Raw genomic sequence first — 15197 nt, 5'->3', positions numbered from 1 at the left:
GAAGTAATTAATCTAAAACTAATTTGTGAGAAGTTCTACCTTTGTCAGTAGAAACATTTACAATGTATATACCTGAAGTCATTCCGGTAATATCCAAATTGTTTATACCATTACCTAAGGCCAATTTCTGAACCAGTTTACCGGTCATTGAAATAATTTCAACATTTATATTCCCAGAAACCGAATCGTTAATGACAATATTAAATTGTCCTCTTGTTGGATTAGGATAAATATTCAATACAGATACTTTATTAAAGTCCTCGACAGACAATACTTCTTGAGCTTCAAAAGCACCTATATCACGTGCATCTCCAAATACGGCCTGATCAATTTGATCATTAAAATTGTCAGCCGGATCACCTGCATCATAAGCTGGAGATTCTGCTAATAGCTGATGCGTAAATGTTGTACCACCATTATCTTGCAATGGACCTAACATTGGATTACCTCCTAATATATTAAAACCATTGTCTGCAATTGTACCCGAAGTATCATTATCAGAACCAGCCGTATTTAATGCAACAATAGAGTTCTTTAAGGATACACTACTACCTGCATTAATACCACCACCATTTCCAGATGTCGTATTCATAGCAACCGTAACAGCATTAAGATCTAAACTTGTACCATTATTGGTTAAACCACCACCAGAAGTTGATGCTGAATTACTAGACACTGTACTTGTCATAACCGTTGTAGCTCCACCAGTTTCGTTATAAACTCCTCCACCTTCGCTAGCTGAGTTTCCTGAAATTTCAGAAGTTGTAACCATCATAGATGATCCAGCATTCCAAAGTCCACCACCTTCAACGGCAACATTATTTCTTACAGTACTTAATGATACTGTTGCTGTAGCAGCTCCACCTAAATGAAGTCCACCTCCATTACCTGGTGCAGCACCTGCATTATTATTACTTAAATCTGTACTAGACATGTCCAAGGATCCTGCAGCCATTTCTATACCACCACCTGCTCTATTAGAAGTGTTACCAGTAATTGTAGCACTAGAGACAGTTACTGATCCTCCATCAACACCTTGAATACCACCACCAGAACCAGCAGCTCCTGTGGCTGTATTATTGGTTATTGACACACCATTTTGAACAATTAGCGTTCCACCATTATTAAATAGTGCTCCACCACCATTTGAAGCGTCATCTCCTTGAGCATCATTTTCACTTAATGAAGTTCCATCAACGGTCATCGTTCCTGAACCATTCCAAAATCCTCCACCTTCTGCAGCAGCACTATTCATTGATACAGTACCTCCAAAAATCAAGTTATCTCCAGGTCCTGTTACATGGATCGCTCCTCCGTTTCCAGGTCCTCCATCGGCTGTAAAACTACCGTTGTTCAATCCTGCGGTATTACCTGTGAAATTAACATTAGTTAATGTATTTACATTGGCGCTCAATGACCAATCCTCAAGTCCACCTCCAGCTCGGCTGGCTGCGTTATCCGAAATTGTCACAGGAGATCCTTCCGTTCCATTGATGGTCAACATTGTACCTGTTGCCATGAGGATTCCACCACCGGAACCTTGAGTTCCTGAAGCGAAGTTTCCTGAAATAGTTGTTCCTTCATTGATTACAACAGATCCCATACCGTCTTCGGCGAAGATACCTCCACCTCCAACAATCTCTACATTCTCACCACCAACAAAGTTACCTTGCGCATCGTTTCCTGATATAGTAGTACCATTAATAGTAAGTACTCCTTGGTTGTTCCAAAGTCCACCACCTTCTTTAGCGGCTATGTTACCATTTACAGTTCCTCCCGTGATAGTAACAGGTGCTGCTCCACTAACGTGAAGTCCTCCACCATTACCAGGTGCTCCTGCACCAGTAACAGCTCCCGTAAAATTATCATCCAGGTTGACATTTGTAAGCTCTACCGAACTGTCACCATTGGTCTCAATTCCACCACCTGCACGGTTAGATGTATTGCCAGTTATTGAAATTCCATCTGCAATTAAAATACCTGCAGCATTTAAAATTCCACCACCTGTTGATTGTGCTCCATCGGCCACGTTATTTGTTATTGCCGTTGAACCTAATAAGTTTAAAGTACCGCCTTCATTAAAAAGTCCGCCACCACCAGCAGCTCCAGCTACCTCAACATCATTTCCTGATGCTGTATTTTGATCTATCGTAGTATCGGCAATGCTCATTGTACCAGAACCGTTCCAAAATCCACCACCTTCGTTGGCTGCCATATTCATAACTGCAGAGCCACCACTGATCATGTTATCTCCAGGTCCCGTTACGTGGATCGCTCCACCGTTTCCAGGTCCTCCATCGGCTGTAAAACTACCGTTGTTCAATCCTGCGGTATTACCTGTGAAATTAACATTAGTTAATGTATTTACATTGGCGCTCAATGACCAATCCTCAAGTCCACCTCCAGCTCGGCTGGCTGCGTTATCCGAAATTGTCACAGGAGATCCTTCCGTTCCATTGATGGTCAACATTGTACCTGTTGCCATGAGGATTCCCCCACCAGAACCTTGAGTTCCTGAGGCGAAGTTTCCTGAAATAGTTGTTCCTTCATTGATTACAACAGATCCCATACCGTCTTCTGCAAAGATACCTCCACCTCCAACGATTTGTACAGGAGGGCCAGCAACGAAATCACCTTGCGCATCGTTTCCTGAAATAGTAGTACCATTAATAGTAAGTACACCTTGGTTGTTCCAAAGTCCGCCACCTTCTTTAGCGGCTATGTTACCATTTACGGTTCCTCCCGTGATAGTAACAGGTGCAGCTCCACTAACGTGAAGTCCTCCACCATTACCAGGTGCTCCTGCACCAGTAACAGCTCCCGTAAAATTATCATCCAGGTTAACATTTGTAAGCTCTACCGAACTGTCTCCATTCGTCTCAATTCCACCACCTGCACGGTTAGATGTATTGCCAGTTATTGAAATTCCATCTGCAATTAATATACCTGCAGCATTTAAAATTCCACCACCTGTTGACTGTGCTCCGTCGGCCACGTTATTTGTAATTGCCGTTGAACCTGATAAGTCTAGCGTACCTCCTTCATTATAAATTGCACCACCACCAGAACCGCCTGGCACTTCATCATCATTTCCTGATGCTGTATTCCCATTTACTGTATGGTCAACTAAGGTCATGGTACCAGAACCGTTCCATAAGCCACCACCTTCGTTTGATGCAGTGTTTCCGTTTGTTGTACCTCCTGTAATTATTGAATTTCCAGGACCAGTCATATGCAAACCACCACCATTTCCTGGTGCAGATGCTGTTGAGTTATTGTTTAACGTTACATTTGTTAAAGTGATTGTTCCCACGGCTTCATTTGAGGAATTATCCTCAATTCCACCACCTGCTCTATTGGCCGAGTTATTGGTAATTATAGCACCTGTAACATCAATTGAGCCTCCAGCAACATTTTGAATTCCTCCACCAGAACCCGATGTTCCGCTAGCTATGTTATTTACAATATTGGTTCCGCTCGCAACAACTAACATTCCTCCATTATTGAAGATTCCGCCTCCACCATTATCGGCAGAATTACCAAAAGCTTTGTTGTTGTCTATAAAAGTGTTCTCATAAAATGTTCCACCTTCAATACTCATTGAACCTCCGTTGTTCCAAAGCCCACCACCTTCTGATGCTGCTTCGTTCAAAAATACTATACCACTAATCGTAACATCTGCAGAGTTGCCAGTAATATGAACTCCACCACCATTTCCAGGATTTGGTGCTCCTCCAGTGGCTAAACCATTCACATCATTTAAAATAAGTGAAATATCGATTAAGTTTGCTGTACCGTTTATTATTTCAATAGCACCACCTGCTCTATTTGCTCCATTAGAAGAAAGAAAGATTGTATCAGTATTTAAAGTACCACCTGTACTCAAAATTGCACCACCTGACCCTGAAACACCAGTTGCTACATTACTAAATATATCTGCAAATGAATTTACATTCATTGTACCTCCATCATTATATAAAGCTCCACCACCTTGCTCTGCAAGATCACCAGTAGCTTCATTTTCACTTAATTGTGTGTCAAAGCCTGTAACGGTCATAGTTCCAGTACCGTTCCAAAGCCCACCACCTTCTACAGCAGTGTTGCGTTCTACTAAGCAATCTGTAAATGTAGAGTCTCCACCACCACTAATGTGATAAGCACCACCATTACCTGGTGCTCCATTTGCTCCTGTAGCAACATTATTTCTAAAAGTAACATCGTTAAATGTATATAGTTCGCCAGGAATTGATGCTATCTCAATTCCACCACCTGCTCTATTTGCAGTATTGTTTGAAATTGTTAGACCATCTACATTTATGGTACCTGGAGTTAAGCTAAAAATTCCTCCACCAGAACCGGCAGAACCTGAAGCCATGTTGTTTGTAATTAAAGTGCCGTTTCTAACAATAAGCTCACCTCCATTGTTAAAGATACCTCCACCTCCATCATCGGCAGCAGCTCCTTGTGCATCGTTTCCATTAATTTCAGTTCCGTCGACGATCATTGTACCAGAACCATTCCATAATCCACCGCCTTCTCTAAAAGCAATATTGCTGTTTACTGTACCGCTGGTAATTGTTGCGTTACCTGGTCCAGTAATATGAAGTCCACCACCATTTCCCGGCGCTGAACCTGCTGTGTTATTATTAAGATTTACGTTGGTTAAAACTAATGTACCAACGCCATTAGTAGAGTTATCTTCAATACCACCACCTGCTCTATTGGCTGAGTTACCTGTTATTGAACTCATCGAAACTGTTACAGTTCCTCCATCAACATTCTGAATTCCGCCACCAGAACCAGCCGCTCCAGTAGCTGTGTTTCCGCTAAGTGTAACATTATTCTGAACAATTAAAGTTCCACCATTATTAAATAAAGCTCCACCACCATTGTCTGCAGCAGCACCTTGTGCATCGTTACCGTTTAAAATTGTTCCGTCTACTGTCATTGTTCCAGAACCATTCCACAGGCCTCCACCTTCAGAAGCTGCAATATTATTGTTAGCCGTACCACCAGTAATCATTGAATCACCAGCACCTGTAATATGCAGGCCTCCTCCATTTCCTGGAGCAGCAGTTGCACCCGATCCGATACCGGCACTATTGTTATTTAAAATTACGTTGTTAAGCGTAATTGCCAAACCAGCTCCAGAGTTATCTTCAATACCTCCGCCAGCTCTGTTGGCAATGTTGTTTGAGATTTCTGAGTCATTAACAATTAGAACACCACCTACATCAACAAAAATTCCACCACCTGAAGGTGCTGGAGTCGCTGATCTAATTGCTTTATTATTAGTTATAACACAATTATTAATTGTAAGTGTTGCGTCAGAGATTTTAATTCCGCCTCCATCGACACAAACACCATTTGTTATCGTAAGGTTATTAAACTCTACAGTTCCTGCTCTCAATCTAAAGATTCGATTATCAAAATTGGCATCGATAATAACAGTTCCTCCTGAGGGACCGCTTATTGTAAGATCTTTATCAATCTCTAAATCATCATATATAGTTACTGTAGTAACAGCTCCATCAAAAGTAATTGTGTCTCCGTTGGATGCATCTACAATTGTTTGCCGCAGTGATCCTGGTCCGTCATCTGCACCGCTCGTAACGACCTGTGCAAAAGAAGTTGTCGAAATAAAAAATGCCATTGCGGAAGCAATAACAAGAGTAATTTTGTTTCTCATTGTGAAATAATTTTGGTTAATAGGTTTAGCTGTTGCCCCTTTTGGGTTTGAGACATAATACCTACGATAATCGAGAAGACGGAGTTTTATAATTTTCAACTGTTAACATTTTTTTAACACTTAAAAACGATTAATCGTCATTAATATCGATAAAAGAATGTTTTTTTGATAAGAAAAATACATTTTTGGTATTAATTTGACAATTAGTGGTTTTTCACATTTATATTATATGTAATAATTTCTATTGCTTTTATGTGAATTAAAATTTACCTTATGCGCATCGAACTGTATTAAATGGACAAAAAGCTTATTTCAAAAAAAAAACCAGCCTATCCGATAAGTGATTTGCTATCCAATTATCTAAGCGAACAGGGTCGAAATATAAAAATCCCAATTTTTTATGATGATCTTTTAAGATTTCAAGGTGCTGTTGAAATATTTGACGATAATGGTGATGACACTTTATGGATAAGTTGTTATTATGCAGAATACGAGAGAGACGAAATCGAGAACAGCCTTAAACAAATGTATTCCATTCTGCACTCAGACGGTAGTGACAGCATTATACCATATCTCAATATAGATAGTATTGATTTCTGCACCTTCGGAAACACAAAACCATTCAGAGTAAAAGTCAGAAACATCCTCAATGACAACTATATCTTTCTTTATGTTAAAAAAGCCGATGCCTCGCGTATTTACGGTTTAGAGTTAGAACATTTATTATCACCAAACCATATTACTTTTTTAGTCCATAAAGACACATTAATAGAAGAACATATTTCTGGAATTCCCGGTGACACTTTCATAAGCAACCATCTCGATACGCTTCCGGAACAGGATAAGCGTGCTTTGGCAAAAGAATTTGTAAAATTTAACGAACGCTGTTTCGTAAGGCTATTGGCAGATATGCGCTCTTATAATTATGTGATTGTTATAACCCATGATTTTGACAGAATACAATATAGAATTAGAGCTATAGATTTTGACCAACAAAGTTACGAAGGCAACCCAAAAGTCTATAAACCCCAATTTTTGAAGGAGAATAATCCTTTGGTAAAAATGAGTTTAAATGTATTGGCGCAAGCATCCATAGAACAATACGAAAAAGAAGAACGTTCGTTACTCGCTAAACGTGCAACGAGCGAACACGAAAGATTGGAAGAGCTAGTAAATTGCATGAAGGTTGATACCATTTCAACTCCAGAAAAAATAAAAGAGCTAAAATCTGGCCTTTTCAAATTAACTGGTGATGTTAATTTCAAAAAGTCGGAAAACATGGGAGAACTGCTCAATAACGCTCTAGATTTTATAATCAGAAACTACGTAAACGAAAACCCTTATATCATCAAATAAATCCAACCACAAACATGAAAATCAAAAAGGTTTTAGTCGCCAACCGAAGTGAAATTGCCATTAGAGTTTTGCGCGCTTGCGCAGAATTGAACATTGCCACAGTAGCAGTTTACACTTATGAAGATCGCTACTCGCAACATAGAAACAAAGCTGATGAATCTTATCAAATTGGTGCCGATAACGACCCTTTAAAACCTTATCTAGATATAGAAGAAATTGTGGCTTTAGCAAAAGCTAAAAATGTAGATGCTATACACCCTGGTTATGGCTTTCTCTCTGAGAATTCAGAATTTGCCAGACATTGTGCTGAAAATGACATTATCTTTATTGGGCCAGATCCAGATGTAATGGATGCCCTTGGAGACAAAATAACAGCAAAAAAAATAGCTGTAAAATGTAACGTTCCAATCATTGAAAGCAACAAAAAACATCTAGATTCACTTAAAACCGCACTTTCCGAAGCGCACACTATAGGATATCCATTGATGTTAAAAGCAGCATCTGGTGGTGGTGGTCGTGGAATGAGAGTTATTAGATCTGATGAAGATTTAGAATCTAATTTTAATTCTGCTCGTAACGAAGCACTCAATGCCTTTGGAGATGACACCATGTTTCTTGAAAAATATGTCGAAAATCCAAAACATATCGAAGTTCAGATTGTAGCAGATAGACATGGAAATATCAGGCATTTATTTGAGCGTGACTGCTCTGTGCAGCGACGGCACCAAAAGGTGGTAGAAGTTGCACCTTCCTATAATGTAGCTCAAGATGTCAAGGATGCACTTTATAAATATGCAGTTGATATTGCATCGGAAGTTAATTATAACAACATTGGGACGGTAGAATTTTTGGTTGATCAAGAGGATAACATCTATTTTATAGAAGTCAACCCAAGAATTCAAGTTGAGCACACCGTTACCGAAATGGTTACAGGTATTGACCTCGTAAAAACCCAAATCTTTGTAGCTGGTGGCTATAAATTATCGGATCAACAAATTAAAATTTACGGACAAGAGTCACTTGCTACATATGGTTTTGCTTTGCAGTGTAGATTAACTACTGAAGATCCCGAAAATAATTTTACACCAGATTATGGCACTGTTACCACCTATCGAAGCGCTTCAGGTATGGGCATTAGATTAGATGCAGGTAGCATTTACCAAGGTTATAACGTTAGCCCATTCTTTGACTCTATGCTTGTAAAAGTTTCAGCACATGGCAGAACATTAGATGGAGCTGTTAGAAAAATGGTGAGAGCTTTAAGAGAGTTTAGAATTAGAGGTGTTAAAACCAACATCCATTTTTTACAGAACGTTATTCAGCACGAAACTTTTAGGGATGGAAAAGTTTCTGTTAATTTTATTCAGAATACTCCTGCTTTATTCGAAATCAAGCTACCGCAAGACCGCACTTCGAAAGCTTTAAATTATTTGGCAGAAGTGGTTGTTAATGGCAATCCTGATGTAAAATATATCGATCAGAATAAAGTATTCAGAAACCCTTCCACACCAAAATTTAGCACTAAAGATGCCTTTCCAAAAGGTACTAAAGATTTGCTTTCTGAACTTGGCCCTGAAAAGTTTTGCGAATGGTTAAAAGCCGATAAAAAAATTCATTACACAGATACCACGATGCGAGATGCGCATCAATCTCTTTTGGCAACACGAATGCGCTCATTCGATATGCTAAAGGTTGCCGAAAGTTTTGCCAAAAACCATCCAAATACGTTTAGCATGGAGGTTTGGGGAGGTGCTACTTTTGACGTGTGTTTACGTTTTCTGCACGAAAGCCCTTGGACAAGGTTAAGAGAATTAAGAAAAGCTGTTCCCAACATTCTATTTCAGATGTTGTTAAGAGGCTCAAACGGTGTTGGCTACAAAGCATATCCTGACAATCTTATTGAAAAATTTGTTGAAAAATCTTGGGAAAATGGTGTGGATATTTTTAGAATATTTGATTCTTTAAATTGGGTCAAAGCCATGGAACCAAGCATTAATTATGTAAGGAAAAATACTGGTGGCATCGCCCAAGCTGCACTAAGTTACACAGGTGATATTTTAGATACCAAACAGACCAAATACAATCTTAAATATTATACACAACTCGCCAAAGATCTTGAAAATGCAGGTGCTCACATGATAGCGATTAAAGATATGGCAGGTTTATTAAAACCATATGCAGCAACTGAGTTGGTCGCAGCTCTTAAAGACACTGTTAATCTTCCCATTCATTTGCATACGCATGATACGTCTTCATTACAAACAGCCACTTATTTAAAAGCTATTGAAGCTGGAGTAGATGTGGTCGATGTGGCTCTGGGTGGGCTCTCGGGACTTACCTCGCAACCCAACTTTAATGCGGTTGTAGAAATGATGAGATACCATGAACGGTCGCATGATTTTGACATCAACAAACTAAATCAATTCTCAAACTTTTGGGAAGACACCAGAGAATTATACTATCCATTTGAATCTGGACTAAAGGCTGGTACGGCAGAAGTGTTTCAGCATGAAATTCCTGGTGGTCAATATTCAAATTTACGTCCTCAAGCTACGGCTTTAGGACTAGGAGATCGTTTTGATGAAGTTAAGAAAATGTATGCTGCCGTTAATAGTATGTTCGGTAACCTGATTAAAGTGACACCGAGTTCTAAAGTGGTTGGCGATATGGCTATATTCATGGTGACTAACAACCTTACTCCTGAGGATGTGATGTCTCGAGGTGAGGAAATATCATTTCCAGAATCCGTAATTAATTTTTTCAAAGGTGACCTGGGACAGCCTGTAGGTGGTTTCCCTAAAAAACTTCAAAAGATTATTCTAAAAAACAAGGAGTCGTATACGGACAGACCCAATGCACATTTAGAACCAATTGACTTTACAAAAGAATATGCTACGTTCAAAAAGAAGTTTCAAAAAGGTTTTACCCGAGCTATTGAGATAGAAGATTTCCTATCATACACATTATATCCGAAAGTATTTGAAGCAGCACATGAAAATTATAAAAAATACGGCAACATTGCTTTGATACCAACCAAAAATTTCTTCTATGGCATGAAGCTGAGGGAAGAAATATTAATAGAGTTGGAAATGGGAAAAACCATTATAGTAAAACTTCTTTCGGTTGGTATTCCCAATGATGAAGGGGTAAGAATTGTATTCTTCCTGGTTAATGGCGAAAACCGATTTGTTGAAGTGCTCGATAAATCCATGAACATCAAAAAAATTGAAAACACAAAAATAGATCCAGAAAACGCAGGTGAAGTTGGCGCACCACTTCAAGGTTCACTATACAAAGTATTGGTTAAAAAAGGACAAACCGTAAAAGAAAACGACCCACTTTTCGTCATTGAAGCCATGAAGATGGAAACTACAGTTACAGCACACAAAGCTGGAAAAGTAAAGTCCATTTCGCTCAGTGCTGGCAGCATGGTGAAGCAAGACGATTTGGTAATCACGATTGAATAATAGAAATTGAATGAAAATCATTTCTACCAATATTGCCAAACCAAGAACATTTTATCATAACGGAAATGAAGTTACTACTGGCATTTATAAGAAGCCAATTGATCACTCTATTTATCTTGGAAAGGATAATGTGAAAGGTGACGAAGTTTCAGATCGACGTGTACATGGAGGTGAATTTAAGGCATGCTATCTGTTTTCAGCAACACATTATCCGTATTGGAAATCACGATACCCAGAATTAGGCTGGACATATGGCATGCTGGGTGAGAATCTAACGGTTGAAAATTTGGACGAAAAAAAATTAATTGTTGGTGACATTTATAATGTCGGAGAAGCCCAAATACAAATTACCATCCCTAGAGAACCTTGTTTTAAGTTTGCCCATAAATTTGGTACTGATGCAGTTTTACAACAATTTGTTGAGCATGGCTGTCCTGGAACCTATGTTAGAATATTGAATGAGGGTAACGTAAAAAACAACGACAACTTTAAATTGGTTGAAAGATCTAAACACAGTATTTCAATTCATGAATTGTTTCAACTTCTATATGCTAAAAACAAAAACGAATCTCATATAAAATTAATGATTGAGCATGATGCTGTTCCTGAAAAATTAAAAAAGAGATTAAACTATTTTTTGAAATGATATTGGAGTTTCTTTTAATTTATCTTTGACCACAAATTAATTTCGTTTTGCAGAAAAAAGAACATCCCAAAATAAAATCACAGCTTCATCCCAGAAGTCGCCACAGAGAACGCTATAATTTTGATGAATTAATAAAGAGTTCTCCAAAATTGGCAGCCTTTGTCGCACCTAATGACTACGGTGACGATTCTATCAATTTTTTTGATCCTGAAGCCGTAAAAGCACTGAACAAAGCACTTTTAGTCCATCATTACAATTTAGAATTTTGGGATTTACCTCAGCATTACTTGTGTCCACCAATTCCGGGACGTGCAGATTATATTCATAATATAGCTGACTTGTTACACGAAAGCGCACAACACTTTGGCAAAACCGAAATCCCAAAAGGATCAAGAATTAAAGGTCTTGATATTGGCGTTGGTGCTAATTGCATTTACCCTATTATTGGTAATCATGAGTATAGCTGGTCTTTTGTGGGTAGCGACACGGATGAAACTGCTGTAGCTTCGGCCAAAACAATAGTAGAAAATAATACAAATCTAAAATCTAATATTGAAATTAAACTTCAGGAACAGCCTAATTCAATTTTAAAAGGCATAATTCAACCCAAGGACCAATTTGATTTCACTATTTGTAATCCGCCATTTCATGCTTCGCTTGATGAAGCGCAAAAAGCAAGTGCTAGAAAAAATAAAAATCTTAGAGGTAAATCCAATCTTAAACCTGTATTGAATTTTGGTGGACAGCATAACGAGTTATGGACTAAAGGTGGCGAATTCCGGTTTGTAAAAGACATGATTTACGAGAGCCGAAATTTCGGAAAACAATGTTTTTGGTTTACGAGTTTAATCTCTAAAGAATCCAACCTTAAACCGCTCTTCAAAATTTTGAAGAAAGTAAATGTTGAAAGTTTTAAGACAATTGAAATGGGACAAGGTCATAAGATCAGTCGCTTTATAACTTGGACATTTTTATCTGATCAGGAACAAAAAGACTGGGTTAATAAACGTTGGTAGAATATTGTTCTACATTTGCATTACACTTTTTGTCATTCCTGCGAAGGCAGGAATCCACTTTATTAATTTTTAATATAGATTCCTGCCTTCGCAGGAATGACAGATGTTATAAACTGAAAAAATATGTCATTTAAAGACCTAAAACTCATAAAACCATTATTGAAAGCTACCGAAGCTTCTGGTTATACAGAACCCACTTTAGTACAGCAAAAAGCAATTCCGCTAGTTTTAGAAAAAAAGGATGTAATTGTTTCTGCACAAACAGGAACGGGTAAAACAGCCGCTTTTGCATTACCTATTTTACAGCAGTTGTTCGACAGACAAGATGCACCAAAAAAAGGGAAGAAAATAAAGGCATTGATTATAAGTCCAACTCGTGAACTTGCAATTCAGATACAGCAGAATTTTAAAACTTATGCTCAGTTTACCAATTTACGCTCTTTAGTAGTTTTTGGCGGAGCTTCCATTGAGCCTCAAATTGATGTTTTGAAAAAAGGTATTGACATTTTAGTGGCTACACCTGGACGTTTGCTCGACTTGCACAAACAAGATTACGTTAACTTGGACTATGTTGAAAACTTTGTTTTGGACGAAGCAGATTTAATGCTAGCCATGGGTTTTATAGATGATGTTAAAAAAATTGAGCGACTCTGCCCAGAAAACAAACAAACTTTGTTGTTTTCTGCTACAATTCCTTATAAAATTGAGGAATTGGCTAAAACTATTTTAAAAGATCCCGAGCGGATTGATGTGACACCAACACATTCCGTTGCAAAGGACATTAGTCAAGTATTGTATTACGTGCCAAAACGAAATAAAATAGAACTCTGTTTGCATTTAATGAGAAATACCATAAAAGGGAACGTGCTCATATTTCGACGTACCAAATTTGGCGTGAACAAATTAGAGCAGACACTTCTTAAAAATGGCTACAAGGTTGATACCATTCACGGAGATAAGAACCAAAGTGATCGTCAAACAGCTTTAAATAAATTTAAAAACGGCTATGTGAATGTGCTCATCGCAACCGATGTCGCAGCGCGTGGTATAGACATTGACGAACTGGACAACGTATTTAATTTTGATATGCCCAACGTGGCGGAAACGTACGTGCACAGAATTGGTAGAACTGGTAGAGCTGGAAACATTGGTAAATCTTATGCCATGTGCTCGGCTGACGAAAAGAGCTATGTAAAGACGATTGAGGAGTATATTAATGTTCAGATTCCTGTTGAAAATGAACATCCGTATCCATTAGATCCAAAAGCAAAACCTATTGTTCACAAAAAGAAAGGCAGCAAATACAAAAAAGGCAGAAAAAGTATAGCTTCTAAGAAGAAGAAAAAACGGTGGTATTGAATTAGTTTATTAGATATGGCTTGTTAATTTTCAAATCATCTTTGTACTTAAAACAGAGTAAATATTTACGCCTGAATCGACAGACGGTTATTAAAATACTGCTTTAAAAGTGGAATTTGAATGCATAACATAATGGCGAACAATACTACCGCATATATTAATGTATTAGAAAAATCTAACGATAGTCCTTCTAAAAGGTTGAAAGAAAAGTCAGGTAAATTATAGCGCTCTAATAAACTTGTATTGTTATTTGGTGCGCTTAAACGCATATAGACAATTAAACTTACAAAGGTAGCTGCCATAAGCCACCACACATATTTTGGTATTAATGGTTGGTAAACGATTTTTTTTGTTTCAGATAAGCTTTCAATTTTTGACATTACTTTATTTGTAAAGTCAACTGGTGCCTGATCTAAACTATCTGCAGACATTAATTTGCCCATCAGTTCTTCTAATCTTTTATCATCCTCTTTCATAGTTCATTTTATTTTGTGGTAGCAAATATTGCTCTAAAATAACGGCCAGTTTCTTTCGCGCTCTAAAAAGCTTCACTTTTGCTGTGTTAGCTTCAACATTTATAATTGTGGATATTTCATCTAAAGATAATTCTTCAAAATAAAATAAGGTCAAAATAGCGCTGCATTCTTCTGGCAGTTGATTAATGCATTGTTTTATCAGTTCGCTTTTTTCTTGGTTTATCATGTGTTCCAAAGCATTGTCTATAACATCTAACTTATCAAAAGTATATTCATCTATAGTGACGTTATTCAAATGCTTTTTGTTCTTTTTTATGTTGTCCAAACACGTATTGTAGGTAATTCTATAAATCCAAGTCGAAAATTTAGAATCGCCCTTAAACTTATCTAACGATTTAAAAACCTTAATAAACGTATCCTGTGCCACCTCTTCTGCTTCTTCTCTACACTTCAACATTCTTAACGCCAAACTAAAGACCAAATTCTTGTATTGCTCAACTAATTGAGCATAAGCTTTAGTCTCGCCATTAGTGATAGCGTCAATTAGTTTATTTTCTTCGTTGGTGGTCATTCAATATTTAAGACGACAACATACACAACAAGGTTACATTAATTAGACAAAATAAATATTTTAAAATTCTTGTAACCTAAACTCAAAACGAATCGTCATAAGGTATGAATTGAGTCAGCAATTTATTTTGAAGTGCACCGAAACATATTGTGACCAATTCTACCTAACACTTAAAATTAATCAATTAAAAAACAAATATCATGAACGAAGAAATTTTAATACCACTTAGTCTTTTTGCTGCAATTTTTGGAATCGTATACTTATATTTTTCCACTCGAAACAAAGAACGTTTAGCATTAATCGAAAAAGGTGCTGATGCTAGTATTTTTAATATTGGCAAGCGCTCAGGTTCCTCATGGAAAGTTGTAGTCATTAATTTGGCTTTTCTTTTAATGGGTATTGGATTGGGTGTTTTTGTAGCAAATATATTAGACACATACACTAGTCTTGATGAGAATGCCGTTTATCCTGCGATGATATTCTTAATGGCTGGCCTGGGCTTATATGTTGGGTATTCCCAAACTAAAAAAGCCCTGGATGACTAATTACAAACATCAATCAATCAATTAAAAACGAAAAGACGCTTCAATAATGAAGCGTTTTTTTATGCGTTCAAA

General features: G+C 37.6%; 9 protein-coding genes. 6 read left to right on the top strand and 3 right to left on the bottom strand.

The genetic code is table 11. The features are described from left to right. Positions 1–7 precede the first annotated feature (7 nt). Positions 8–5689, bottom strand: a complete 5682-nt coding sequence (locus HM983_RS12900; protein ID WP_179346006.1) for a T9SS type A sorting domain-containing protein — start codon at positions 5687–5689, stop codon at positions 8–10. Between the two features lie 294 nt (positions 5690–5983). Between HM983_RS12900 and HM983_RS12895 the strand changes: the two genes are divergently transcribed. From HM983_RS12895 to HM983_RS12875, 5 genes are all read left to right on the top strand, one after another. Then, positions 5984–7045 carry a hypothetical protein gene (locus HM983_RS12895; RefSeq protein ID WP_179346004.1) on the top strand — a complete coding sequence of 354 codons (1062 nt, stop codon included), beginning with the start codon at positions 5984–5986 and terminating at the stop codon, positions 7043–7045. 14 nt (positions 7046–7059) lie between these two features. Next, positions 7060–10512: a pyruvate carboxylase gene (locus HM983_RS12890; protein WP_179346002.1), complete on the top strand. Its 3453-nt coding sequence runs from the start codon at positions 7060–7062 to the stop codon at positions 10510–10512. 10 nt (positions 10513–10522) lie between these two features. Continuing rightward, positions 10523–11158, top strand: a complete 636-nt coding sequence (locus HM983_RS12885; protein ID WP_179346000.1) for an MOSC domain-containing protein — start codon at positions 10523–10525, stop codon at positions 11156–11158. Positions 11159–11205: 47 nt separating this feature from the next. Continuing rightward, positions 11206–12174 carry a 23S rRNA (adenine(1618)-N(6))-methyltransferase RlmF gene (gene rlmF, locus HM983_RS12880; RefSeq protein ID WP_218841864.1) on the top strand — a complete coding sequence of 323 codons (969 nt, stop codon included), beginning with the start codon at positions 11206–11208 and terminating at the stop codon, positions 12172–12174. A gap of 123 nt (positions 12175–12297) precedes the next feature. Further along, a complete protein-coding gene (locus HM983_RS12875) occupies positions 12298–13533 on the top strand; it encodes a DEAD/DEAH box helicase (protein WP_179345998.1) in 1236 nt (411 codons plus the stop codon). Positions 13534–13598: 65 nt separating this feature from the next. Here the strand turns inward: HM983_RS12875 and HM983_RS12870 are convergent, their stop codons facing one another. After that, positions 13599–14009 carry a hypothetical protein gene (locus HM983_RS12870; RefSeq protein WP_179345997.1) on the bottom strand — a complete coding sequence of 137 codons (411 nt, stop codon included), beginning with the start codon at positions 14007–14009 and terminating at the stop codon, positions 13599–13601. Then, entirely contained in the window at positions 13996–14580 is a 585-nt protein-coding gene (locus HM983_RS12865; protein ID WP_179345995.1) for an RNA polymerase sigma factor, read from the bottom strand. The genes HM983_RS12870 and HM983_RS12865 overlap by 14 nt, the downstream gene beginning before the upstream one ends. A 200-nt stretch (positions 14581–14780) precedes the next feature. Here HM983_RS12865 and HM983_RS12860 point away from each other — a divergent pair, with 200 nt between their 5' ends. Continuing rightward, the gene (locus tag HM983_RS12860) at positions 14781–15125 is read left to right on the top strand and encodes a DUF6249 domain-containing protein (protein ID WP_179345993.1); all 345 of its coding nucleotides are present in this window, start codon (positions 14781–14783) and stop codon (positions 15123–15125) included. The last annotated feature ends 72 nt before the right edge of the window (positions 15126–15197 follow it).

This window comes from Winogradskyella ursingii, from assembly GCF_013403975.1.
Taxonomy (GTDB): Bacteria; Bacteroidota; Bacteroidia; order Flavobacteriales; family Flavobacteriaceae; genus Winogradskyella; species Winogradskyella ursingii.
Note: the sequence above shows the minus strand (reverse complement) of the source record. Positions and strands in the feature narration are given on the sequence as shown.